The sequence below is a fragment of the Pseudomonas sp. AA-38 genome, assembly GCF_029457475.1.
In the GTDB taxonomy this organism is placed as follows: Bacteria; Pseudomonadota; Gammaproteobacteria; order Pseudomonadales; family Pseudomonadaceae; genus Aquipseudomonas.
In genome coordinates, this window is sequence record NZ_CP120359.1 from 3,076,413 (window position 1) to 3,101,236 (window position 24,824).

Genomic DNA, 24,824 nt, shown 5'->3' on the forward strand with positions numbered 1-24,824 from the left:
ACGCATGACCAGTTCCCTTATGGCATGACCCGTCATTAGGTTACGCCCTTATGACAAATCGATCATTCACAGGCTTCGGAGCATTCGTTAGAACACTACTCAATGCGTCGCTGCAACGGCGCACGCACAGGAGGCTCGCCACGCCGGCAGCGACCTCCGTCGGCAGATCATTTCTGCCACAGGCCTCCCCTGGAGGCCAACGGGACATTACAGTCAACAGCGAGGGCAACACCCTATGAGAAGACTCAAGCGTGATCCGTTAGAACGAGCTTTCTTGCGCGGCTATCAATACGGCATCAATGGAAAATCCCGCGAACTCTGCCCCTTCACCCTGCCATCGGTACGCCAGGCCTGGCTCAACGGCTGGCGTGAAGGCCGTGGCGACAACTGGGACGGGCTGACCGGCACCGCCGGTATTCACAGACTCAATGAACTTCACGCTGTCGGCTGATTCAGGGGCTTGGTTCCACGCCTCACCTGGCTGAACCAAGCTCCACAATTCTGCAGACTTCACCATGCCGACCCCATCCGGGCGGCGGGCGCAAGCCCAGGGGCTCCTTGAGAGCCCCTTTTCATTTCTTCATTTCATTTGCGCAGTGCAGCAATGGCATCCACGGCCTCGCGAATCAGCGCCGGCCCCTTGTAGATGAACCCCGAGTAAATCTGAACCAGGCTCGCCCCCGCCGCGATCTTCTCCGCCGCGTGCCTGCCCTCGGTGATCCCGCCCACGGCGATGATAGGCAAACGCCCACCCAGCTCGCCGGCCAGTACCTTGACGATATGCGTGCTCTTGTCGCGCACCGGCGCGCCGGACAGGCCTCCGGCCTCATCACCATGCGCCAGGCCCTCGACGCCCTCACGACTGAGCGTGGTGTTGGTGGCGATCACCGCGTCCATGTCGGCCCCCAGCAGCGCTGCGGCGACCAGCGCGGTTTCCTCGTCGCTCATGTCCGGGGCGATCTTGATGGCCAGGGGCACGCGCTTGCCATGCTCCTGGGTCAGATCTTCCTGACGTCGGCGTAGTGCTTCGAGCAGCGCCTTGAGCGAATCGCCGAACTGCAGGCTGCGCAGCCCCGGCGTATTCGGCGAGCTGACGTTGACCGTCACGTAACTGGCGTGGGCATAGACCTTGTCCAGGCACAGCAGATAATCATCGACCGCATGTTCGACCGGGGTATCGAAGTTCTTGCCGATGTTGATGCCCAGCACACCCTTGAACTTCGCCGCCTGCACGCGGCGCAGCAGATGCTCGACGCCATGGTTGTTGAAACCCATGCGATTGATCACCGCCTCGGCCTCGGGTAGGCGGAACAGACGCGGTTTGGGATTGCCCGGCTGTGGGCGCGGCGTCACGGTGCCGATCTCGACGAAACCGAAGCCAAGCTGGGCGAACCCGTCGATGGCATCGCCATTCTTGTCCAGGCCAGCGGCCAGCCCGACCGGGTTGGGAAATTGCAGCCCCATCACCGAGGTTGGTAGGCTGGCCGGCGCCTTGGTCAACAGCCCATTGAGCCCCAGACGCCCACCCGCACCGATCAGGTCGATGGACAGCTCATGCGAAGTTTCCGGGGACAGTTTGAAAAGCAGCTCGCGGGCCAGGGCGTACATGAGGCAGACTCGGTTCGGCAAATTGAAAGGCGGCGATTATAGCCGTGCTGACCGCCACGACGCGAGGCGCGCACCACGCCACACTGCACTCAGGATCTCAGGACAACCGGCGCAGGCTTAGCAACTCGCCCTCGGCGCTGAACTCCAGCTCGAAGGAACCATGGATGCCGGAATGGGTCAGAAAGGGCCGCAGATGATGCGCAGGCAAACTCACACGACGACCGTCGCGACTTTGCGCCATAATCCGGTTGGCATGGCCACGATAGATGGCCTGCAACCGTTCTGCCGATAACGCGATATCCAGCACCAGGCTGGGCATGGAGGCACCCTCGCAAATGAATGCGCTCATTCTGCCACAGAGCGAACGCCACGCCTGCCCCGAGCGGCATGGGCAGGCCATGGCCTGCCCGCCTGTTTGCCCCCTAGTCCAGGCTGCCGCTTGATCATGCCCCTCTCGCAATCGCCCACGCTCAGCACTCGCCTGGCCTCACTGGCCCAGCGTCTGGGTCTGATTGGTCGCAGCACCCGCCAGATCCTGCAGCGCGCCAGCACCCTGGAATTGCCGTTCAGGCCCATCGCGCGAAACCTGGACAGCATCTGCTGGCTGGATGGCCCGCCCCTGCATCGCTTCGTCGACCTGCCACGCGGCGCCCTCTCCGGCCCCGTGCAGGAAGACAAGGAGCAGGCACACGCCGCCCTCAGCGGCCTGGTGGCCGTGGAGCAGCAGCATCTGCAGGCCATCGACCTGCGTCAGATCGATGGTCTTTCCAGCCCCCTGGCCGAAGGCCGAGACTACCGCAGCCTCGAGGACTTCGCCGCCAGCGAGCAGTGCAAGTCGGTGCGCATCATCAGCTACAAGGATTTCATCAAGACCTTCAACCAGGCGCTGCCGGGCTACCAAAGCGGTGAAGCCATCGAATTGCGCCAGGCCAGTTGGCTGGGGGAGCGTCTCTACTGGGCAGGCGAACAACAGGCGCCGGCCTTCGCCGGGGCCATCGTCTATGCCCGACGCCGCGGGCTGGAAATCATGCTGCCGGCCACCCTGACCCACTACAGCCTGAACCAACAGGCGCTGGACAATCTGCAACAGCACTACCACGTCCAGCTCATGCCCTGCCAGGCCTGGAGCGACCCAGCCTTCATAAGCCTGCTGCTCGATAACGGCATGCCCTATGCGCGCCTGTCCCTATGGAAGACCCCAGGCGCAGCCGAGCTACTGTTGCTACCCAAGGCCCACCCAGACGCCACCGCCCTGGGCGAAGGCCTGCAATTGGCAGGAGCGCCTGACGTTCTGAGCTATTTACGCGGGTTGAGAAGCTAATCCCAGTCGCCACGTCCGCTCAGCAGGCGCCCGATCATGTCCATGGGATAACCGCGATAGGCCAGGAAGCGGCCCTGCTGGGCACGCTCACGAGCGTCGACGGGCAAGCGCCCGGCGAACTTGCGCTGCCAGACATCGCGCAGTTGCGCGAACCAGTCGATGCCGCTTTCACGCAACGCCTGCTCGACCTGGGCACGGGCCAGGCCACGCTGCACCAGTTCCTCGCGTATGCGCTGCGGGCCGTGGCCGGAGCGCGCCCGTGCGGCGACGAAGCTTTCCAGATAACGCGCCTCCGAGAGCAGCCCCTCGTCAGCGAGCCGATCCAGCGCCGCCTCGATCAGCTCATCCGGTGCACCGCGCCGGCGCAACTTACCGGCCAGCTCGACGCGGCCATGCTCGCGCCGGGCCAGCAGATCCATCGCTGCCCGGCGCACGGCGGCCGGGCTGTCGAGTACGGCGGGCATTGCCTCAGAAGTCGACTTCGGCGTCTTCCACCTCGGCGGCGGCAGCGGTGGCTTTTACCGGCGCGCTGCTGACCAGCAGCTTCTCGCGGATCAGGCCTTCGATCTCACGGGCGACGGCCGGGTTGTCCTCGAGGTACTTGGCGGCATTGGCCTTGCCCTGACCGATCTTGTTGCCCTGGTAGCTGTACCAGGCACCGGATTTCTCCACCAGATTCTGCTGCACGCCGAGGTCGATGATCTCGCCGTTACGGTAGATGCCCTTGCCGTAGAGAATCTGGAACTCGGCCTGGCGGAACGGCGGCGCCACCTTGTTCTTGACGATCTTCACGCGGGTTTCGCTGCCCACCACCTCGTCGCCTTCCTTCACCGCGCCGGTACGGCGGATGTCCAGGCGTACCGAGGAGTAGAACTTCAGAGCGTTACCACCGGTGGTGGTTTCCGGGCTGCCGAACATCACGCCGATCTTCATGCGGATCTGGTTGATGAAGATCACCAGGCAGTTGGCGGTCTTGATGTTGCCGGTGATCTTGCGCAGCGCCTGGCTCATCAGACGGGCCTGCAGGCCGACGTGCTGATCGCCCATCTCGCCTTCGATCTCGGCCTTGGGCACCAGGGCCGCCACGGAGTCGACGATGATCACGTCGACAGCGTTGGAGCGCACCAGCATGTCGGTGATTTCCAGAGCCTGCTCGCCGGTATCCGGCTGCGACACCAGCAGGTCGTCGACATTCACGCCCAGCTTGCCGGCGTAGTCGGGATCGAGCGCGTGCTCGGCATCGACGAAGGCACAGGTGGCGCCGAGTTTCTGCGCCTCGGCGATCACCGACAGGGTCAGGGTGGTCTTACCCGAGGACTCCGGGCCGTAGATCTCGACGATGCGGCCCTTGGGCAGGCCACCGATGCCCAGCGCAATGTCCAGGCCCAGCGAGCCGGTGGAAATGGCCGGAATGGCCTGGCGATCATGGTCGCCCATGCGCATCACCGCGCCCTTGCCAAACTGCTTCTCGATCTGGCCCAGGGCAGCCGCCAAGGCGCGCTTCTTGTTCTCGTCCATTACCATCCTCACGTATTCACAAGGGCCTCGACGGCCGCCAACAACTGTATAAGTAGCCAGTATTATTCCACAGGGCAAGTCATCCGCCTACCCCGCAAGCGGATTTTCCTTCGCCAGCAGCTCGATAAGCCCCGCCAGTGCGGCCTCGACCGTCTGTCGGCGCACCTCGTCGCGGTTGCCGGCGAACTGTTTGCGCAGGCTGACGATACGTTCGCCATCGCCCCAGGCCAGCCAAACGGTGCCCACCGGCTTCTCGGGCGAGCCGCCATCTGGACCTGCCACGCCGCTGACCGCCACCGCATAACGCGCCCCGGCCTGAGCCTGGGCACCGCGCACCATGGCCTCAACCACCTCGCGGCTGACCGCGCCGACGGCCGCGAACAAGCCCTGGGGCACGTCCAGTTGCTTGCTCTTCTGTGCATTGGAATAGGTGACGAAACCGGCCTCGAACCAGGCCGAACTGCCGGGAATGCGGGTGATGGCCTCGGCGATGCCACCGCCGGTGCAGGACTCGGCCGTGCTCACCTGGGCGCCAGCGGCTTGCAGTCGCTGCCCGAGCTGGGCAGCCAGTTGGCTGATCGAATCCATGATGCTCTCCGGGGGAACAGGTCAGCCCGATACCCTACACCAGCTCCATCTGGGATTTAAGGCCGCAATCGCCCCGTAGGCGCCCTGCCCCGGTCAGACTGACAGCCGAAAGAAGCCCTCCAGCGGCGGCAGGGGCAGGCTCGCCAGACGAGTGGCCTCATCGCTATCGACACCGAGGATGCGCAGCACCATTTCACAGACCCGCTCGGGCAGGCTTTCTGCGTACAGCCCCAGATCGTCGTACAGCCGCGCCTGCGGCGGTGCCGGGCTCTGCAGGGTGATGGTCACGGCCCCCAGCACGGTGCTGCCGACCGCCATCAGGGCCACTCCAGTGTCGTTCACCTTGAAACGCTGCTTGGCGATGCCTTCGAGCACGTCACGCAGCAGGAACTTGCCCAGCCCCTGGGAAATGATCTCGGGATTGAAGGGAGATCGCGCCAGAAAGCGCCCCCAGACCGGATCCGCCTTGGCCTGCAGCAGGGTATAGCGCACTCCCACACTGAGGCGCTCGGCCGGATCGGTGATGTGCGCAACCGCCTCGTCCACCACCTTCGCCGAACGCTCGAATACCTCCTCCAGCAAGCAGTTGTAGATGTCTTCCTTGGACTCGAAGTAGTTGTAGAAGGTGCCGAAGCCCACGTCCGCCGCCGCGGTGATCTGCTGGATGGTGACCTCCCCGCTGCCACGTTCCGACATCAGTTCCAGTGCCGCCTTCATCAGGCTCAGGCGGGTTTCCCGCTTGCGTCGGGCGCTGCGCGACTCGCCGGCTTCGCTGGAGCGCGCTGCGGTTTTCTGGTGGGGCGTGGGTAGCGGAGAAGGAGAGGATTTTTTCATGGGGGCGAATCTAGCACCTGGCGCATGGCACGCTCAACGAAACAAAATATGATTGACGATCAAAAATGATTAGATATCATCTTTTCAGCGGTCTTGCTTGCTCGACAGATCAACAAGCGGAAAACAACAAAAATGAAGTCGCACTCGCTCAGCCCGGAATTGGATACCGACCCGGTCGAAACACAGGAATGGCTGGAGTCATTGCAGTCAGCGCAGCTGCATGACCCTGAGCGCGCCCTGTACCTCTTGCGTCGGCTCGATCAGTTCGCTAAGGAGTCCGGGCTCACCGGCAGCTCCGCGCCCTACTCGTCCTACCGCAACACCATCGCCCTGGAGCGTCAGGGCAGCTATCCGGGAGACCTGGCGCTCGAGCAGCGCCTGGTGGCCATTTCTCGCTGGAATGCGCTGTCGATGGTGGTGCGTGCCAACCAGGCCTACGGTGATCTCGGCGGCCATATCGCCAGTTACGCCTCTGCAGCGGAAATCTTCGAGGTCGGCTTCAACCACTTCTTCAAGGCGCCCACCCACGAAAGCGGCGGCGACCTGGTGTTCTTCCAGCCGCATTCGGCGCCGGGCGTCTATGCCCGGGCCTACCTGGAAGGCCGGCTCAGCGAAGAACAGTTGCAGAACTACCGCCAGGAGGTAGGAGGCAAGGGCCTGTGCTCGTACCCTCATCCCTGGTTGATGCCCGACTTCTGGCAATTCCCGACGGGCTCGATGGGCATTGGCCCGATCAATGCGATCTACCAGGCGCGCTTTCTGCGCTACCTGCAGCACCGTGGCATCGCCACGACCGAGGGCCGCCGGGTCTGGGGCGTGTTCGGCGACGGCGAGATGGACGAGCCGGAATCCATCGCCGGGCTGTCATTGGCGGCGCGCGAAGGGCTGGACAACCTGACCTTCATCATCAATTGCAACCTGCAACGTCTGGATGGGCCCGTGCGCGGCAACGGGCAAATCATCCAGGAGCTGGAATCGCTGTTCGCCGGCGCCGGCTGGAACGTGATCAAGGTGCTCTGGGGCTCGGAGTGGGACGCGCTGTTCGCCCGCGACAGCAAGCACGTGCTGCTGCGCCGGCTGGCGCAGACCGTCGATGGCGACTACCAGACCCTGGGGGCCAAGGACGGGGCCTACAACATCGAGCATTTCTTCAAGCAGGACCCGGAGATTCAGGCGCTGGTCGCGCACATGTCCGATGCCGAGATCGACGGGCTCAAGCGTGGCGGACATGACCTGCGCAAGCTCTATGCGGCCTACGCCAGTGCCGTCAGCCACAAAGGGCAGCCAACGGTGATCCTGGCCAAGACCAAGAAGGGTTATGGCATGGGCGCCTCTGGCGAGTCGCGCATGACCGCGCATCAGCAGAAGAAGCTCGAGGGCACTGCGCTGAAAGCGTTTCGCGATCGCTTTCAGCTTCCGCTGAGCGACGAGGATCTGCAGAGCCACAGGTTCTACCGCCCCGCCGAAGGCAGCGAGGAACTGCTCTACCTCGCCAAGCGCCGCGAGGCGCTCGGTGGCGCCCTGCCTATACGCCGGCAGCAGGCAGAGGCTGTCGCGGTACCCGCGCTGGAACGTTATGCCGCCTTCGCGCTGGATGGCTCCTCCCGCGAGATGTCGACCACCATGGCGGCCATCCGCCTGCTGGCCGCGCTGCTCAAGGATCCATTGCTGGGGCCGCGAATCGTGCCGATCGTGGCCGATGAGGCGCGCACCTTCGGCATGGCCAACCTGTTCCACCAGATCGGCATTTACTCCCCTGTCGGCCAGCTATACGCCCCGGAGGATGCCGGCTCCCTCGTTTCCTACCGGGAAGCGCAAGACGGCCAACTGCTCGAAGAAGGGATCAACGAAGCAGGCGCGATTTCCTCCTGGATCGCCGCCGGAACGGCTTACAGCACCTCCGGCGTGGCCATGCTGCCGCTGTACATCTTCTATTCGATGTTCGGCTTCCAGCGCGTTGGCGATCTCATCTGGGCGGCGGCCGACCAGCGCACCCGCGGCTTTCTGCTGGGCGCCACCGCCGGCCGCACCACCCTGGGTGGCGAGGGCCTGCAGCATCAGGACGGCACCAGCCAGTTGATCGCCGCCAGCGTTCCCAACTGCCGCGCCTACGACCCGGCCTTCGCAGCGGAGCTGGCGGTGATCATGGATCACGGCGCCCGGCAGATGATGGAGCGGCATGTCGACGAGTTCTACTACATCACCGTCAGCAACGAGAACTACCCGCAGGAGCCGCTCGCCGAAGGCCAGGCGCAGAACGTTATCAAGGGGCTGTACCCGTACAAGCGCCACGGGGTCGATGGCGCGGTCGCCAGGGTTCGCCTCCTGGGTTCCGGGCCGATCCTGCGCGAGGTCGAAGCGGCAGCCGTGCTGCTCTCGACGCACTGGCAGGTGGATTGCCAGGTGTTCAGCGCCACCAGCTTCAGTGAACTGGCCCGCGATGCCGCCAGCGTCGAGCGCCTGAATCGCCTCAATCCCGGCGCCGCGCAACGCCAGAGCCATGTGCAGACGCTGCTTGGCGGCAGCGACCTGATCGTGGCGGCCAGCGATTACGTGCGCGCCTATCCCAACCTCATCGCCCCCTATGTGAGAGGACGCTTCGTCTCCCTGGGCACCGACGGCTTCGGCCGCAGCGACACCCGCGCCAGGCTGCGCGCGTTCTTCGAGGTCGATGCCCACAGCCTGGTGATCGCCACCCTGCACGCGCTGGCCGAGGAAGGGCAAGTGCCCTGGGAAACGGCGCAGATGGCCGTGGAACGCTATGGCATCGACAGCAGCAAGGCGGCGCCCTGGACCCTCTGACAGGGGCGCTGTTCAACCCAACCCAGCAAGCCATCAGGACCAGAACATGAACCAGACATCCTCTGCACTGCCCAGCAAGTCCGTGATCGCCCCCACACAGATCGCACACTGGGTGCTCAAGACACCACGTCGGGAGAAACTGATTGCCTGGTACGGCCTCGTGTTCGGTGCCCAGGTGGTGCACGCGAGCAAGCTCGTCACCTTCCTCAGTTGGGATGCCGAGAGCCATCGGCTGGCGCTGGTCAACCTGCCGCCCATCCTGCGTCTGCTGTTCCCCCTTGCCTGGCTGCGGCGCAAGATGATCGGGCTGGATCACATCGCCCACAGCTTCGACTCGCTGGAAAGCCTGCTGCTGACCTACGAGCGGGTCAAGCAGCAGGGTATCGAGCCGGTCTGGTGCATCAACCACGGGCCGACCACCTCGCTCTACTACGAAGACCCGGACGGCAACCGACATGAGTTCCAGGTCGAGAATTTCGCCACTGCCGAAGAAACCAAGCAGTACTTCAACAGCCCTGCGTTCGCCGAGAACCCCATAGGCGTCAATTTCGACCCCGACTACCTGCTCACCCGCCTGCGCTCCGGCACCCCGGTTGCCGAACTGCTGAAACAGGGCGCCGGCACCCCTCCGGGCCGCAAACCGGTGGCGAACATGAAAGCCATTACCTGGAGAACCCTGTGATGAGCACGGACATGAAGGCACCGGTGGTCATAGTCGGCGGCGGTGCCAGCGGCTGCACCCTGGCCCTGTTGCTGGCCAGCTACGACATCCCCTGCATCGTCGTCGAGCGCCGCACGACGCCCTTGCAGCACCCGGCCGCACACGTGCTGAACGGCCGCGCATTCGAGATCTGGGCCCAGTACTCCCCCGCCCTGGCCCAGGAGATCCTGGCGCTGTGCCCGTCGGAGGAGGAGATCGGCAACATCCGCTGGTGCACCAGCCTGCTGGGCACCGAGTTCGGCAGCATCGATCTGCTGGCCGACCGGGAACTGGTAGAGCGGGTGCGCTCCCACAGCGAATACCGCATCGCCCACGTCGGCCAGCATCAGTTGATGCCGATTCTCTGGCGGGCACTGGAAGCCGAGCCCCTGGTGACCTTCATCAAGGGTCACAGTCTGGAGTCACTGCACGATTCGGGTCACCAGGTGACGCTGTCGGTGCGCGACACCAACCAGCAGCGCACCAGCATCGACGCACGCTGGCTGATCGGTGCCGATGGCGCCAACAGCAAGGTACGGGAGCTGCTGGGTATCGCCATGCAAGGCCCGACACTGGCCAACATGGCCAGCGTGTTCTTCCAGATGAAGCTCGATGAGCTGCACCCGCAACCTCGCCCACTGCTGAGCTGGATCTACAACCCGCACTTCTGCGGCGTGATGATCAAGCACGCGGACGACAGCTACATCCTGATGACGCCCTACCTCTGCGACGAGCAGGCAGTCGCCACGGCCGGTCAGGACTACTGGCGCAAGGTGATTCCGCTGGCCATCGGCAACAGCGAAGTGCCCTTCACCATCCACACCATGGGCAAGTGGCTGATGACCACGCAACTGGCCGCCTCCTATGCCAGGGGCCATGCCCTACTCATTGGCGACGCGGCGCATCGGTTTCCCCATACCGGAGGCTTCGGCCTCAACAGCGGCGTTCAGGATGCCCATAACCTGGCCTGGAAGCTGGCCGCCGTTCTCGAAGGCCGCGCGCCGGAGAGCCTGCTGGACACCTACGAGCTCGAGCGCAAGCCGGTGATCCGGCTGTTTGCCGAGCAGAGCATGGGCAATCACTTCAAGCTCGATGAAGTGACCTGCCATATCGGCCTGCGCAATCGCGGGCTCATGCAGGTGACGAAACTCTTCACCCTCGCCCCCTTCACCTGGCTGCCCAAGTCCACTCGCGGCGCCCTGGCGGATTGGCTCATGCGCGGTGCGCTGAAGAAAACCGCCCTGCTGGAGGCGCAGACGGCCAAGGGCAAGCGCCTGCGCGCACTGCTGCAGGCCCAGGTGCCCGAGCAACGGGAGCACTTCATTTCCACCGGCCTGGAGTATGGCTACGCCTACACCCAGGGGCTGGTGGAACCCGAAGCCACAGCGCAACCCATGATCGGCAAGGGTGTCACCGAGTATCGACCGACCACCTGGCCTGGCGCGCGTCTGCCCCATGTCATGTTGCTCAGCGATGGCCAGCCGCGCGCCATCCACCAGTTGCTCGACAAGCGTGACTTCACCCTGATCAGCGCCAAGCCCGAACAGTGGCGCCAGGCCCTGCAAGCCCTGCCTGGCAGCGCCGAGATGGCGGTGCGGATCGTCGGGCTCGACAGCATGGATGCCTCGGCCCGCCAGGCCGCCATCGAGCTGTACGAGGTGGGCGAGGACGGCGCGATCCTGGTCCGACCGGACCATCACGTGGTCTGGCGCACCAAGGGCAGCGCCGACACGGATGCCGGCACCCTGGTCAGCATCGTCGAGCGGCTGAAAACGACCTATGGCATCGGCCTGTCGGGGCATCAGGAACAGCGCGCCGAAGCGACACGCGAAAGGACGGCAGCATCTCGATGAACATGTCCGCCATGCAGCTAGCACTCAGCGTTCCGGATATCGGTGAATACAGGGACGTTCAGGTAGTCGAGATCAGCGTGCAACCCGGCACCCCGGTGGTTACCGGACAAGCGCTGTTCGTGCTGGAAACCGACAAGGCCACCCTGGAAATTCCTGCGCCCTGCGCTGGAGTGCTCAAACGCTTCCTGATCCAGGAGGGGGATCGCGTCAGCCAGGGCGACATATTCGGCGAACTGGCGCTTGAGCAGCCGGCCGAGCCCGTGGCCCCGCCTGCTACGCCCGCCCAGGCGCTGACGCAGGACGCCCCTGCTCCGCCAGCCCCGGCGGCGACAACCGCAGTGGCGTCATCCGCCATGCCGGAAACGGCCGCCAGCGGCCTGCCGCTGCCCAAGGCCGGGCCCGTGGTGCGCAAGCTGGCACGCACGCTCGGCGTCAAGTTGTCCGAAGTCGCGGCAAGCGGCAAGTCCGGGCGCATCCTCAAGGAGGACGTCGAGGCCTTCGTGCGTAAGCGCATGACGGCAACCGTGGCCGATGAACGCCTGAGCGGCATCGCCCCGGTAGCCGAAATCGATTTTGCTCAGTTCGGCGAAATCGAGGTGAGGCCGTTGCCGCGCATTCAGAAGCTTTCTTCCGCGCATCTGCACCGGGCCTGGCTGAACGTCCCCCATGTGACCCAGTTCGAGACGGCTGACATCACCAGCCTGGATGCGCTGCTGAAGGCGGCCAATGCCGAGGGACAGGACAAGATCACGCTGCTACCCCTGCTCATGCATGCGCTGGCCCAGGCGTTGGCGCAGTTTCCGCAATTCAATGCCTCCCTGGCGGCCGATGGGCAACATCTGATCCTGAAGAAGTACATCAACATCGGCTTTGCCGCCGATACCGAGGCCGGCCTCGTCGTCCCGGTGGTGAAGGATGCGAACCGCAAGGGGGTACGCGAACTGGCGCGCGAATGCGCCAGCCTCGCCAACAGCGCCCGGCAAGGGCGGCTTGCCGCGAGCGACATCAAAGGCGGCTGCTTCACCATCTCCTCCCTCGGCGGCCTGGGGATCCGGGGCCAGTTCGCCCCTATCGTCAACGCCCCCGAGGTCGCCATCCTCGGCGTATCCCGGGCCAGCCTGCAACCGGTGTGGAATGGCGAGCAGTTCGTGCCGCGCCTGCTGCTGCCGCTCTCGCTGTCCTATGACCACCGCGTCATAGATGGCGCCCTGGGCTCCCGCTTCCTGCTCCATCTGGTGAAGCTGCTGGAAAACATCGGGCTTTTGCTGTTGTAGCCAACCTGGCTGCCGCAGGCAGTCGATCACTCAAGAAGAATGAGGTACAGACATGGCGCTTCCAATCGTGCGTTTCCGCCATCAGACATCGGTGCAGTGGGGCTGCCTATCGACCGCCGACAGGATTCGGGCTCTGCCGACACCCTGCACCACTACCCGAGAACTCCTGAACCTGGGCCACGACGCGATAGCCAGGCTGGTCGAAGCTAGCAGCGAGGCAGTGGATCGGGCCGAGGTCGAGTTGCTATCGCCCATCACCGACGATGCCAAGGTGCTGTGCCAGGGCGCCAATTACCGCGAACACATGATCGATTCGGGCATGGACCCGGACGCCAAGTCCTTCAACCTGTTCTTCACCAAGTCCTCTGCCTCCATCACCGGGCCGACCGGCGTCATCGTCAGGCCCAGGCACGTGAAGCTGCTCGACTACGAGGTGGAACTGACCCTGGTGATGAAGAAGCGCACCTCAACCCCGGTGGAGGTCACGCAGAACAACCTGCACGAATACATTGCCGGCATCTGCATCGGCAACGACGTCTCCGCGCGTGATGTCCAGCTCCCCCAGATGCAGTTCCACAAAGGCAAGAGCTATCGAACCTTCAGCCCACTGGGGCCGGTTCTGTGCCTGCTCGAGCCATCCGAGATGGGCTACCTGGCGCAGATGCAGTTGAGCCTGAGCGTCAATGGCGAACTGCGCCAGAGCGACAGCACGGCCAACCTCGTGTTCAAGCCGGCGGAAACCCTGACCGAGTATTCACAGATCGTGAACTTCGAGCCGGGCGACGTGCTGATGACCGGAACGCCATCCGGCTGCGCCCTGAGCGTGCCGCCGCGCCTGCTGGTGAAACTGTCGGGCCTGCTGCCCGAACCCCTGAAGTGGAAATTCTTCATCAAGGGCCAGCAACGCCGTCGCCAGTACCTGCAGGTGGGTGATCGCGTCGAGGCCAGGATCGTCAGCCAGGACGGCCGTATCGACCTGGGCTGCCAGAGCCACAGCATCGTGGCGCAGGACTGATCGAGCGCGGGGCTGCCCGGCATCGCCCCGCTGCCATCCTGCAGGCGCCTGCCCCCAAAGACTCAAGCCAGACGAAAGCGACGCCGCTTTCAGGTATCATTGCGCGCCTGACAGCGCTGGGAGGCAGGCAAGCTCACGATGCCTCCCGGATTCCTTGAGCGATTCATGCTGAAGACAGGCCAATGGCAGCCCAACGGCAACGACACGACAGGCTGATCACGGAAGACAGGCGCGTGGCCCTTGTCATCGGGCCGAGCGAAATTCGCTCCGCCACCGCGCCCCGCGTTCGGCCCTGTCCAGGCATGTACCCTCACCTGCCGAAGCCAGACCAGGCTACCTGCAGAACCCGACCGAGCCACGACTCCCACCCACGGCCTGGGGCGATCACGGCCGGCTGGAAGGCTTCGGCGCCTCCCGGAACGCCGGCACATCCGCGGCGACGACCCTGCCGGCAAACCCGCTCCAGCTCCCAGGCAAGACAATTTCAAGCGATCGATGCCCATGACTAATTCCGACCTTTCAGCTCACACCCCGATGATGCAGCAGTACTGGAAGCTGAAGAATCAGCACCCGGACCAGTTGATGTTCTATCGCATGGGTGACTTCTACGAGATTTTTTACGAAGATGCGAAGAAGGCGGCCAAGCTGCTGGATATCACCCTGACCGCACGCGGCCAGTCGGCCGGCCAGTCGATCCCCATGTGCGGCATTCCCTTCCACTCGGTGGAGGGTTACCTGGCCAAGCTGGTCAAACTGGGCGAATCGGTGGTGATCTGCGAACAGATCGGCGACCCGGCCACCAGCAAGGGCCCGGTGGAGCGCCAGGTGGTGCGCATCATCACCCCCGGCACCATCAGCGACGAGGCCCTGCTCGACGAGCACCGCGACAACCTGCTGGCTGCCGTGCTGGGCGACGAGCGCCTGTTCGGCCTGGCCGTGCTGGACATCACCAGCGGCCGCTTCAGCGTGCAGGAGATCAAGGGCTGGGAGAACCTGCTGGCCGAGCTGGAGCGCCTGAACCCCGCCGAACTGCTGATCCCGGACGACTGGCCGCAGGGCCTGCCCGCCGAGAAACGCAAGGGCTCACGGCGCCGCGCGCCCTGGGATTTCGACCGCGACAGCGCCTTCAAGAGCCTGTGCCAGCAGTTCGGCACCCAGGATCTGAAAGGCTTCGGCTGCGAGAAGCTGACCCTGGCCATCGGCGCCGCCGGCTGCCTGCTGAGCTATGCCAAGGAAACCCAGCGCACCGCCCTGCCCCACCTGCGCAGCCTGCGCCACGAGCGCCTGGACGACACGGTGATCCTCGACGGTGCCAGCCGCCGTAACCTGGAGCTGGACATCAACCTCGCCGGCGGTCGCGACAACACCCTGCAGTCGGTCATGGATCGCTGCCAGACCGCCATGGCCAGCCGCCTGCTGGGCCGTTGGCTGAACCGCCCACTGCGCGACCGCGCGGTGCTGGAGGCGCGCCAGGACGCCATCGCCTGCCTGCTCGACGGCTACCGTTTCGAGACGCTGCAACCGCAGCTCAAGGAAATCGGCGACCTGGAGCGCATCCTCGCCCGTATCGGCCTGCGCAACGCCCGCCCGCGCGACCTGGCGCGCCTGCGCGATGCCCTGGCCGCACTGCCCGAGCTGCAGCAGGCGATGACCACGTTGGATACCCCGCACCTGCAGCACCTGGCGGCCACCATCGCCACCTACCCCGAGCTGGCCGACCTGCTGGCCCGCGCCATCATCGACAACCCGCCGGCGGTGATCCGCGACGGCGGCGTGCTGAAGACCGGCTACGACGCCGAGCTGGACGAGCTGCAAGCGATGAGCGAAAACGCCGGCCAATTCCTCATGGATCTGGAAGCACGGGAGAAGGCCCGCACCGGCCTGGCCAACCTCAAGGTCGGCTACAACCGCGTGCACGGCTACTTCATCGAGCTACCCACCAAACAAGCCGAGTCGGCGCCAGCCGATTACATCCGCCGGCAGACGCTAAAGGGCGCCGAACGCTTCATCACCCCGGAGCTGAAAGAGTTCGAGGACAAGGCGCTGTCGGCCAAGAGCCGCGCCCTGGCCCGCGAGAAGATGCTCTACGATGCCCTGCTCGAACAGTTGATCGAACACCTCGCCCCGCTGCAGGACAGTGCTGCTGCCCTGGCCGAGCTGGACGTGCTGAGCAACCTGGCCGAGCGCGCGCTGAACCTCGATCTGAACCGCCCACGCTTCGTCGACGAGCCGTGCATGCGCATCGACCAGGGCCGCCACCCGGTGGTCGAGCAGGTGCTGACCACCCCCTTCGTGGCCAACGACCTGGATCTGGACGACAGCCGCCGCATGCTCATCATCACCGGGCCGAACATGGGCGGTAAGTCCACCTACATGCGCCAGACCGCGCTGATCGTGCTGCTGGCCCATATCGGCAGCTTCGTCCCGGCGGCGGCCTGTGAGCTGTCACTGGTGGACCGCATCTTCACCCGTATCGGCTCCTCGGACGACCTGGCAGGCGGGCGCTCCACCTTCATGGTGGAAATGAGCGAGACCGCCAACATCCTGCACAACGCCAGCGAGCGCAGCCTGGTGCTGATGGACGAGGTAGGCCGAGGCACCAGCACCTTCGACGGCCTGTCGCTGGCCTGGTCGGCGGCCGAGCACCTGGCGCGCCTGCGCGCCTTCACCCTGTTCGCCACTCACTACTTCGAGCTGACCGTGCTGCCGGAAAGCGAGCCAGTGGTGGCCAACGTGCACCTCTCGGCCACCGAGCACAACGAGCGCATCGTCTTTCTCCACCATGTCCAGCCGGGGCCGGCGAGCCAGAGCTACGGCCTGGCCGTGGCGCAACTGGCCGGCGTGCCGGGCAGCGTGATCAGCCGTGCCCGCGAGCACCTGGCGCGCCTGGAAGCCACCAGCCTGCCCCATGACCTGCCACGCCAGCAGCCCGGCCAGCCGCAGGCACCGATGCAGAGCGACCTGTTCGCCAGCGTGCCGCACCCCCTGCTGGAGCAATTGAGCAAGATCAATCCGGATGATCTGACTCCGCGCAAGGCGCTCGAGCTGTTATATACATGGAAGACGCAGGTCTAACGCTTGCCCCGACAAGCTGCTAGAATCGCGCGCATTTTTACGACTGCCCGGTTTACAGCCTGAGCCGCGGCCCCAGACAGAGCGCCTGACAGCCCTTCGCAGAAAGGGCGCAGGCCGCCGCCCGAGGAGAGAATCAGACATGACCTTCGTCGTCACCGACAACTGCGTCAAATGCAAATACACCGACTGCGTGGAGGTCTGCCCGGTCGATTGCTTCTACGAAGGCCCGAACTTCCTGGTGATCCACCCGGACGAGTGCATCGACTGCGCCCTGTGCGAGCCGGAATGCCCGGCCCAGGCGATCTTCTCCGAGGATGAAGTGCCCGAGGACATGCAGGAGTACATCGAGCTGAACGCCGACCTGGCGGAAGTCTGGCCGAACATCACCGAGAAGAAGGACTCGCTGCCGGACGCCGAAGAGTGGGATGGTGTGAAGGACAAGCTGCAGTATCTGGAGCGTTAAGCGCCGCGCACTATGCTGCTCGCGTAAGCATTCGAGTCCCGATGAGGCTTACTTGGAAACCCGATGCCAGGATCTGGCATCGGGTTTTTTATTTCTGGGGATGCGTTTGAGCGATACCGGACTGGCAAGTTTGTGTGTGGGTTGTTGGGTTGTTGGTTGTTCGGGTGCTTGTTCCGGCTTGCCGCGTTTTTGTTGATGTTTTTAGTTTCGCCCTCCCGGGCGAGTCACTTTTGACGGGCAAAAGTAACCAAAACCCTCCGCCCGGTCATCCGGCCCTCGCTGCGCGAGGGTTCGTTCACTCCATCGCCGTTCCAGAGGCCCGCCACGGTGGGCCATCCCTGGCCCATCGTGGCTCTCGCGACATCCATGTCGCTCAACCTCTTCCACGACGATTCCGTTCACCCTCCTGGGCGGGCTCTGCACGCGCCTGAAACTCCGGTAACCCAGAAGTAGTGCGCAGTGCTTGAACATGAGGTCAGCCGTAGGGCTGACCTGAATGCCGGCTGCAAGCCGGCAAGCTGTTCACCGCGTGAAACTGCACGAATGAAACTATTGGTTTAATTCGACGGCCACATCGCGACTTCACAACTGTCAGAGCACTCAGGACTAACCTGGCATACCTGTTCGTTCAGGCGCGCAAATGCCCCCTTCAGGAGGCCGAACGTAGGCATTGCGCAGGGGGCGAGCGGCATGGATGCCGCGAGAGGCGTAATGGGCCAGGGATGGCCCATGTACGCCGACCCCGGAGCGATGCCGGAGTGAGGGGAGTCGAGCGAAGCGAGACCCGGATGGCGGGGGTGCGTTTCTTTTGCTTACTTTTCTTTGCGCACTTCAAAGAAAAGTGAGTCGCCCGAGGGGGCGAAACAAGGAGTCTCCGAACACACCGAGGCGGCGTCCAGAACACCCAACAAGCCAACAGCCAAACTTGCCAGTCCAGGGCTCACAGCACGTTAGGCTCGATCTCCAGCTCGACGCCGAAACGCGCCAACACATCAGCCTGGATACGCTGCGCCAGCTCCAGCAGTTGCGCGCCGCTGGCCGCACCGTAGTTGACCAGCACCAGCGCCTGCTGGCGATGCACACCTGCATCACCTTCCCGGAAGCCCTTCCACCCGGCCCGCTCGATCAACCAGCCTGCCGCCAGCTTGACCTGGCCGGCACCCGCCGGATAGCTGACCAGATCGGCATGCTCGGCACGGATGCGCTCGGCCAGCTCGAAGGCCACCACCGGGTTCTTGAAGAAACTGCCGGCATTGCCCAGTTCGGCGGGGTTCGGCAGTTTCTCGCTGCGAATGGCGCAGATCGCCTGGCTGACCTCGCTGGCGCTGGGCACGTCGATGTCCATGTCCAGCAGACGCTGGCGCACCGGCCCATAGTCCAGGCGCAAGGTCGGCGTGCGGCTCAAGCGCAGGCGCACGCGCAGGATCAACCAGCGCCCGGCCTCGCGCTTGAACAGGCTGTCGCGATAGGCGAAGGCGCACTCTTCCAGGCTGAACTCACGCAGTTCAAGGCTCTGCCGATCCAACGCGGTGAGGCCGACGAACAAGTCCTTGAGCTCCACGCCATAGGCGCCGATGTTCTGCATCGGCGCGGCACCGACGGTGCCGGGTATCAGGCTGAGGTTTTCCAGGCCATTGAGGCCCTGGGCCAGGCTCCACTGCACGAAGGGATGCCAGGGCTCGCCGGCCTCGGCCTCCACCAGCACCTGCTCGCCATCGTCTTCGACAATACGAATGCCACGGCTGGCCATGCGCAGCACCAGCGCCTCGACATCGCGGGTCAGCAGCAGGTTGCTACCACCGCCGATCACCAGCAGCGGCAGATCGCGCTGCGCGGCGAGCGTCAGGGCTTCACGCACCTCCGCATCGTCATGGGCCTCGGCGAACAGCCGTGCACGCACCTCGACACCGAAGCTGTTGAAGGGCTTGAGCGACACGTCGCTCTGCAGATTCAGGCTCACAGGCGCCCCTTGATTTCCACCAGCAGCGCGTCGCTGGCTTGTTCGATCAGATCCAGCACCTGCTCGAAGCCGTCTTCACCGCCGTAGTAAGGGTCGGGCACTTCATCCAGGGCCAGCTCGTAGCGGCGCAGATAAAGGTCGAGATCGGCGCGAGCCTCCCCCGGGCGCAACGCCTGGAGGTTGCGCAGGTTGCTCTTGTCCATGGCCAGGATCAGGTCGAAGCGCTGAAAGTCGGCAGCCTCCACCTGCCGCGCACGCTGCGCCGACAGGTCATAACCACGGCGCAGCGCGGCCTGACGGGTACGGCCGTCCGGCGCCTTGCCCACATGCCAATCGCCAGTACCGGCGGAATCCACCTCTACCCGATCCTCCAGGCCCGCCGCGCGCAGCTTGTGGCGCAGCACGCCTTCGGCGGTGGGCGAACGGCAGATATTGCCCAGGCAAACGAACAGAACCTTCATCAGGCCCCCAACAGGCGGCGTACCCGCTCCAGGTCTTCAGCGGTATCGACACCGGCTGCCGGCGCCTCCAGCGCATCGGCGACATGAATACGCACACCGTTGTACAGCGCGCGCAATTGCTCCAGGCACTCGGTGTCTTCCAGCCAGCACGGGCCCCAGGCGACGAAGTCGTGCAGAAAACCGGCGCGGTAGGCGTAGATGCCGATATGGCGGCGGTACGGCACGCCAGCCGGCAATACCTCGCGGCTCTTGGCGAAGGCATCGCGCGCCCAGGCCAGCGGCGCGCGGCTGAAGGTCAGCGCCAGGCCGTTCTTGTCGGCCACCACCTTGACCACGTTGGGATTGAACAGCGCGGTAACGTCCTCGATGGGCTCTGCCAAGGTGGCGATACCGGCCTGCGGATTGGCTGCGAGGTTGGCAGCTACCTGGTCGATGATGGCCGGCGGAATCAGCGGCTCGTCGCCCTGCACGTTGACCACGATGGCATCGGCAGGCAAGCCGAGCTGGCTGGCCACTTCAGCCAGACGGTCGGTGCCGGAGTTGTGATCCTCGCGGGTCAGCAGCACCTCGGCACCGAACGCCTGGCAGGCCTCGACGATGCGTGCATCGTCGGTGGCGACCACCACACGATCTGCCGAACTCTTCTTCGCCTGTTCCCAGACGTGCTGCACCATAGGCTTGCCGGCGATGTCCTGCAGCGGCTTGCCGGGCAAGCGAGTGGAGGCGTAACGGGCGGGGATGACGACGGTGAAGGCTGCGCTCATTTACTTGTCCAGACGCTCGTCGGTAGTCAGGGTACGGGCTTCGCTCTCCAGCATCACCGGAATGCCGTCGCGGATCGGATAGGCCACGCCGGCGCCCTTGCTGATCAGTTCGGTCTTGTCTTCGGAAAGCTGCAGCGGGCCCTTGCAGATCGGGCAGGCGAGAATGTCGAGCAGTTTCGGGTCCATGATGGAGTCCTTGCTGGGGTCATCGAGACCCCGGTATGAGGCGGGCCAACGCCTTGTCCAGCCAGTCGACGAAGGCCGGCGTGGGCACGGCATCGACGGCCAGGTACCACCAGTCGGCGGCGGCGAAGGCCCGGCATTTCACCGCATCCTTCTCGGTCATCAGCAGCGGCAGCGGCGGCTCGAAGGCAAGCTGCGCGGCATCGTACTGGGCATGGTCGGCGAAGGGGTGCGGAACCGGGCGCCAGTTTAGCGCTTCGAGGGTAGCGAAGAAACGTTGCGGGTTGCCGATACCGGCCACCGCATGCAGCGCCTGGCCGGGGGGCAGATGGTCGAGGCCGACGCGCTCGCCGCTGGCCAGGTTGACCAGCGCGGTTGGTTGCAGGCGAAAGGCGAAACCATCGGCGCGATCCGCCTCGGCGCCGTTGAACAGCACGGCATCCACCTCTTGCAGACGCTCGACCGGCTCGCGCAGCGGCCCTGCCGGCAGGCAGCGGCGGTTGCCCAGGCCACGCGCCGCATCGATCAGCACCAGCTCCAGGTCGCGCGCCAGGCGGTAGTGCTGCAGGCCGTCGTCGCAGAGGATCAGATCCAAGGGCTCTTCAGCCAGCAGCGCACGCACGGCGCGGCTGCGATCCGGGTCGACCATCAGCGGCACACCCGTGCGCTGGACGATCAGCAATGGCTCGTCACCGGCCTGCACCGCCGACTGCTCGGCATGCACGCGCCACGGCAGGCTCGGCGGTGTGGCGCCGTAACCCCGGCTGACCACACCGACCTTCAGGCCACGAGCGCGGCAATGTTCGATGAGAAAGAGGATCAGCGGCGTCTTACCGGTACCGCCGACGGTGATATTGCCCACCACCAGCACCGGCACCGGCGCGCGGTAGATGTCGCCCTCCCCGGCCAGGAAGCGCGCACGCTTGCCCTGCACCACGCGGCGATACAAACACTCCAGCGGGCGCAGCAGCGCTAGCGCCGGATGGCCGCGATACCAGGCCTCGAGCAGACGGTCGGCGAAGCTCACTCAGGGGGCTTCCTGTGCTTCCACCGTGGTGATGCGCAGGTGCGCGAAGCCCAGCTTGCCAGCGGCATCCATGGCAGTGATCACCGCCTGGTGCGGGGTCTTGCCGTCGGCGCTGATGATCAGCGGCAGGCTGTTGTCGCCGTCGGATTCCTTCTGCATGGCGGCCATCAGGTTCTTCAGGTTGCTTTCCATCAGCGCCTTGCCATTGACCGAATAGCTGCCGTCGGCACCGATCAGCACCTCGATCTGCTTGAGCTCGGTCTGCTCCGGCGGCGTGCCGCTGGCGGCCTCGGGCAGGTCGACCTTGAGCTGGGTCTCGCGGGTGAAGGTGGTGGTGACCACGAAGAACAGCAGCAGGATGAACACCACGTCGATCAACGAGGCCAGGTTGATCTCGACGTTCTCCCGCGGTTTACGCCGGAATTTCACGCCTTGTCCTCGCCCAGGTCGACGTCGCGATCACCCTGCACCATTTCCACCAGCTTGATCGCCTCCTGCTCCATGCCCACCACCAGCTCGTCGACGCGGCGCTGCAGATAACGGTGGAAGAACAGCGCCGGGATCGCCACGAACAGACCCGAGGCCGTGGTGATCAGCGCCTTGGAGATACCGCCGGCGAGGATCGCTGCATTGCCGGTGCCATTGCCCATGAAGGAGCTGAAAATGTCGATCATGCCCAGCACGGTGCCAAGCAGGCCGAGCAGCGGGGCGATGCCGGCGATGGTGCCAAGGGCATTGAGGTAGCGCTCCAGCTCATGGATGACGCGAGCGGCGGCTTCCTCGATGCATTCCTTCATGACCTCGCGGCCATGCTTGGAGTTGGCCAGGCCGGCGGCAAGGATCTGCCCCAGCGGGGAGTTCTCGCGCAGTTCCTTGAGCTTCTGGTTGTTGAGCTTCTTGTCCTTGATCCAGCGCCACACCTGAGCCAGCAGATTGGCCGGGGTGACGCGGGCGGGCCGCAGGGTCCAGAGACGCTCGGCAATGATGCCGGCAGCGGCGATGGAGCAGAGAATGATCGGCAGCATCATCCAGCCGCCAGCTTTGACCAGTTCCCACACGGTAGTGAATCCCCCTCGAAAAAGTCGCGCCACTCTAGCATAGGGTGCGGCCGCGCAGACCGCCGCCGTTCTCATTTTCCCCGCCAGAAGCGACGCTTTTCCCGCTCGCCGCGTACCCCGTCGTGCTCGCCCAGGGTCAAGCGCAAGGCGCCGCTGAGGGCCGTGTCGTGCACCTGTGCGCCAATCTGTCGGTAGCGCGCCAGCACCTGAGGGTGCGGGTGGCCGAAATGATTGTGGCGCCCACGCACGATCAAGGCATGTCGTGGAGCCAGACCTTCGACCAGAGCCTGGCTCGATGAGCTGCGACTGCCATGGTGTGGCGCCAGCAGCCAGTGCACCGGGCGCGACAGGTCACTGGCCAGCAGCGCCGACTCGGCGGCTGCGTCGATATCGCCGGTCAGCAGCAGACGCTCCCCCTGCGCCTCGATCAACAGCACGCATGAACGCTGGTTGCCCGTCTCGCCCTGCGCCCACTGCCAGGTCGCGAAGCGCACGCCGTCCCATTGCCAGTGCTCACCACTCTGGCAGGACTCGGCCGGCCTGGGCAGCGGGCGGCGCAGGGGCTCGCCACTGAGCAGGCGCGCCACTGGCAGGCCGGCCAGGATCGCCTCGGCGCCACCGGCATGATCGCTGTCGGCATGACTGAGCAGCAGCAGATCGAGACGCGAGACATTGAGTGCGCGCAACGAGGGCAGCACCACCCGCTCGCCGATATCGAAATCACCGAAACGAGGCCCGGCATCGTAAAGCAGGCGGTGCTCACGGGTGCGCACCAGTACAGAAAGGCCCTGGCCGACATCGAACAACCAGACCTCCGCCCGCCCAGGGGCCGGCTTGTCCACTGGCAACAGCAACGCCGGCAGGAGCAATGCGATACCCGGCAAACGCAGGGGAATCCCCGCCGGTAGGAGCATCAACAGCGCCCCGAGCAGTGCCATGCTCCAGGCCCACCAGGGCAGGCTGCTGGGCAGCCAGGCCGGCAACCAGGCGGCGATCCAGCCAAGCATGACGAACAGCAGGTGCAGCGTAGCCCCGGCCAACCACAGCAGCCCGCTGCCCACGACGGGGATTGGTAACAGCAAGGTGCCAAGCAACGCCAGAGGCACCACCAGCAGGCTCACCCAGGGCACCGCGAGCAGATTGGCCAGCGGCCCGCTGATGCTCACCGGCAGCCCCAGCGCCAGCATCATCGGCAGCAGGCCGACGGCCATGGTCCATTGCGCGCGCGTCAGGCCCTGCCACCAGCCCCAGCGCCCAAGGCGACCGCCGAACACCAACGCCAGCAGCGCCACCGCCGCGAACGACAACCAGAAACCCGGCTGTAACGTCGCCAGGGGTTCGAGGATCAGCACCAGCAACAAGGCGATCAGCAGCGGCCAACCCGCTCCCAGATGACGAAAACGCAGACGCCATAGCAGCACCATAGCCACCATCACGCAGGCGCGCCTGACCGGCACCTCAAACCCCGCCAGCAGTCCATAGAACAAGGCGCCGGCCAGCGCCAGCAGACAGGCGCAAGGCAGCCAGGGCAGGCGCCTGGGCCACCAGCCCAGGCGCGCCAGGCCGGCCACCAGGGCATACAGGAAACCGGCCAGCAAGGCGATGTGCTGCCCGGAAATGACCATCAGGTGCACCGTGCCGGTGTGCTGCAAGAGGCGCCAGTCCGCCGTGCTGAGCCCGGAGCCATCGCCCAGCACCAGCGCCGCCAGGCCACCCTCGCGGCCCATTGCCGGCATGGCCAGCAACCTCTGGCGCAGAGCATCACGCCAACTGCTCAGGCCCTGCGCCGGGCTCAGGCGTCGCCCGGCCTTGATGGTTCCGGTGGCACCGATACGCTGGGCCAGCAACCAGGCTTCGTAATCGAAGCCCTGCGGGTTGACCAGCCCCTGCGGATGCTTGAGATTCACCGCCAGGCGCCAACGCTCACCGGCATGCAGTTGCGGCCCGCCATACCAGGCCAGGCGTATGCGCTGAGGCAATGTTGCGCGTCGGGATGTGGCCCCTTCGAGCTGGAAGCGCACCACGCCCTCGCCCACCTCCGGCAGCCCGACCACCCGCCCTTCGAGCCACAGGGTACGGCCATCGAGCTCGGGTGCCAGGCGGTCATCCAGGGCCCATTGCGCCGAGGTGCAGGCCCAGGCCAGGCCTAGCAGGAAGAAACCCAATGGATAAAGGCGGGAAAACAGCAGCACAGCGCCGACAGCGGCCGCCACCAGCAGCAGTTGCGCCGACGGCAAGGTCGGTAGAAAGGACAAGGCCAGCAATCCAGCAGCCAACGCCAGCATCCCTGCACGCATCGCCATTCCCTCGTGGCAAGTGG

At 65.0% G+C, this 24,824-nt stretch carries 23 protein-coding genes; 9 read left to right on the top strand and 14 right to left on the bottom strand.

The genetic code is table 11. The features are described 5' to 3' along the window. Positions 1-235: 235 nt before the first annotated feature. Complete coding sequence (gene rmf, locus PVE35_RS14090) at positions 236-451, top strand: ribosome modulation factor (RefSeq protein WP_003244273.1); 216 nt, start codon at positions 236-238, stop codon at positions 449-451. Between the two features lie 134 nt (positions 452-585). Here the strand turns inward: rmf and PVE35_RS14095 are convergent, their stop codons facing one another. Both PVE35_RS14095 and PVE35_RS14100 read right to left on the bottom strand, forming a co-directional pair. Beyond that, entirely contained in the window at positions 586-1,608 is a 1,023-nt protein-coding gene (locus PVE35_RS14095) for a quinone-dependent dihydroorotate dehydrogenase (protein WP_268183193.1), read from the bottom strand. 97 nt (positions 1,609-1,705) lie between these two features. Next, positions 1,706-1,927, bottom strand: coding sequence for a DUF2835 domain-containing protein (locus tag PVE35_RS14100; RefSeq protein ID WP_268183192.1), 222 nt, complete (start codon positions 1,925-1,927; stop codon positions 1,706-1,708). Positions 1,928-2,053: 126 nt separating this feature from the next. Here PVE35_RS14100 and PVE35_RS14105 point away from each other — a divergent pair, with 126 nt between their 5' ends. Beyond that, positions 2,054-2,929 carry a DUF6685 family protein gene (locus PVE35_RS14105; protein WP_277372162.1) on the top strand — a complete coding sequence of 292 codons (876 nt, stop codon included), beginning with the start codon at positions 2,054-2,056 and terminating at the stop codon, positions 2,927-2,929. Here the strand turns inward: PVE35_RS14105 and recX are convergent. From recX to PVE35_RS14125, 4 genes are all read right to left on the bottom strand, one after another. After that, entirely contained in the window at positions 2,926-3,393 is a 468-nt protein-coding gene (gene recX / locus PVE35_RS14110) for a recombination regulator RecX (protein ID WP_277372163.1), read from the bottom strand. The two genes, PVE35_RS14105 and recX, sit on opposite strands and share 4 nt — an antisense overlap. Before the next feature lie 4 nt (positions 3,394-3,397). After that, positions 3,398-4,447, bottom strand: a complete 1,050-nt coding sequence (gene recA, locus PVE35_RS14115; protein WP_268183187.1) for a recombinase RecA — start codon at positions 4,445-4,447, stop codon at positions 3,398-3,400. An 87-nt stretch (positions 4,448-4,534) separates the two neighbouring features. Beyond that, entirely contained in the window at positions 4,535-5,035 is a 501-nt protein-coding gene (locus PVE35_RS14120) for a CinA family protein (RefSeq protein WP_268183185.1), read from the bottom strand. Between the two features lie 93 nt (positions 5,036-5,128). Continuing rightward, positions 5,129-5,869, bottom strand: a complete 741-nt coding sequence (locus PVE35_RS14125; protein WP_277372164.1) for a TetR/AcrR family transcriptional regulator — start codon at positions 5,867-5,869, stop codon at positions 5,129-5,131. Between the two features lie 132 nt (positions 5,870-6,001). Here PVE35_RS14125 and mdeB point away from each other — a divergent pair, with 132 nt between their 5' ends. The 7 genes from mdeB to fdxA all read left to right on the top strand — a co-directional run bounded on the left by mdeB (position 6,002) and on the right by fdxA (position 17,051). Next, positions 6,002-8,671 carry an alpha-ketoglutarate dehydrogenase gene (mdeB, locus tag PVE35_RS14130; RefSeq protein WP_277372165.1) on the top strand — a complete coding sequence of 890 codons (2,670 nt, stop codon included), beginning with the start codon at positions 6,002-6,004 and terminating at the stop codon, positions 8,669-8,671. Between the two features lie 46 nt (positions 8,672-8,717). Next, positions 8,718-9,353, top strand: a complete 636-nt coding sequence (locus PVE35_RS14135) for a VOC family protein (protein WP_277372166.1) — start codon at positions 8,718-8,720, stop codon at positions 9,351-9,353. After that, entirely contained in the window at positions 9,353-11,224 is a 1,872-nt protein-coding gene (locus PVE35_RS14140) for an FAD-dependent monooxygenase (protein ID WP_277372167.1), read from the top strand. Before PVE35_RS14135 ends, PVE35_RS14140 begins: the two co-directional genes overlap by 1 nt. Next, a complete protein-coding gene (locus tag PVE35_RS14145) occupies positions 11,221-12,498 on the top strand; it encodes a 2-oxo acid dehydrogenase subunit E2 (protein WP_277372168.1) in 1,278 nt (425 codons plus the stop codon). The genes PVE35_RS14140 and PVE35_RS14145 overlap by 4 nt, the downstream gene beginning before the upstream one ends. Positions 12,499-12,550: 52 nt before the next feature. Further along, positions 12,551-13,513 (top strand): fumarylacetoacetate hydrolase family protein, encoded by a 963-nt coding sequence (locus PVE35_RS14150; protein ID WP_268183172.1) that lies wholly within the window; start codon positions 12,551-12,553, stop codon positions 13,511-13,513. 495 nt (positions 13,514-14,008) lie between these two features. Then, entirely contained in the window at positions 14,009-16,588 is a 2,580-nt protein-coding gene (gene mutS / locus PVE35_RS14155; protein ID WP_268183169.1) for a DNA mismatch repair protein MutS, read from the top strand. Positions 16,589-16,727: 139 nt separating this feature from the next. After that, on the top strand, positions 16,728-17,051 hold the full coding sequence (fdxA, locus tag PVE35_RS14160; RefSeq protein ID WP_003244255.1) for a ferredoxin FdxA: 324 nt from the start codon (positions 16,728-16,730) through the stop codon (positions 17,049-17,051). Between the two features lie 940 nt (positions 17,052-17,991). Here fdxA and murB read toward each other — a convergent pair. From murB to PVE35_RS14200, 8 genes are all read right to left on the bottom strand, one after another. Next, complete coding sequence (gene murB, locus PVE35_RS14165; RefSeq protein ID WP_268183167.1) at positions 17,992-19,011, bottom strand: UDP-N-acetylmuramate dehydrogenase; 1,020 nt, start codon at positions 19,009-19,011, stop codon at positions 17,992-17,994. Beyond that, a complete protein-coding gene (locus PVE35_RS14170) occupies positions 19,008-19,472 on the bottom strand; it encodes a low molecular weight protein-tyrosine-phosphatase (protein WP_268183165.1) in 465 nt (154 codons plus the stop codon). Before PVE35_RS14170 ends, murB begins: the two co-directional genes overlap by 4 nt. Next, complete coding sequence (gene kdsB, locus PVE35_RS14175) at positions 19,472-20,236, bottom strand: 3-deoxy-manno-octulosonate cytidylyltransferase (protein WP_277372169.1); 765 nt, start codon at positions 20,234-20,236, stop codon at positions 19,472-19,474. Before kdsB ends, PVE35_RS14170 begins: the two co-directional genes overlap by 1 nt. Further along, entirely contained in the window at positions 20,237-20,422 is a 186-nt protein-coding gene (locus tag PVE35_RS14180) for a Trm112 family protein (RefSeq protein WP_268183161.1), read from the bottom strand. It abuts the gene before it with no gap. 19 nt (positions 20,423-20,441) lie between these two features. Next, positions 20,442-21,446, bottom strand: coding sequence for a tetraacyldisaccharide 4'-kinase (gene lpxK / locus PVE35_RS14185; protein ID WP_277372170.1), 1,005 nt, complete (start codon positions 21,444-21,446; stop codon positions 20,442-20,444). Continuing rightward, a complete protein-coding gene (locus PVE35_RS14190) occupies positions 21,447-21,875 on the bottom strand; it encodes a biopolymer transporter ExbD (RefSeq protein WP_268183157.1) in 429 nt (142 codons plus the stop codon). Further along, complete coding sequence (locus PVE35_RS14195; protein ID WP_268183155.1) at positions 21,872-22,504, bottom strand: MotA/TolQ/ExbB proton channel family protein; 633 nt, start codon at positions 22,502-22,504, stop codon at positions 21,872-21,874. The genes PVE35_RS14190 and PVE35_RS14195 overlap by 4 nt, the downstream gene beginning before the upstream one ends. A gap of 71 nt (positions 22,505-22,575) precedes the next feature. Next, positions 22,576-24,801: a DNA internalization-related competence protein ComEC/Rec2 gene (locus tag PVE35_RS14200; protein ID WP_277372171.1), complete on the bottom strand. Its 2,226-nt coding sequence runs from the start codon at positions 24,799-24,801 to the stop codon at positions 22,576-22,578. Positions 24,802-24,824 lie beyond the last annotated feature (23 nt).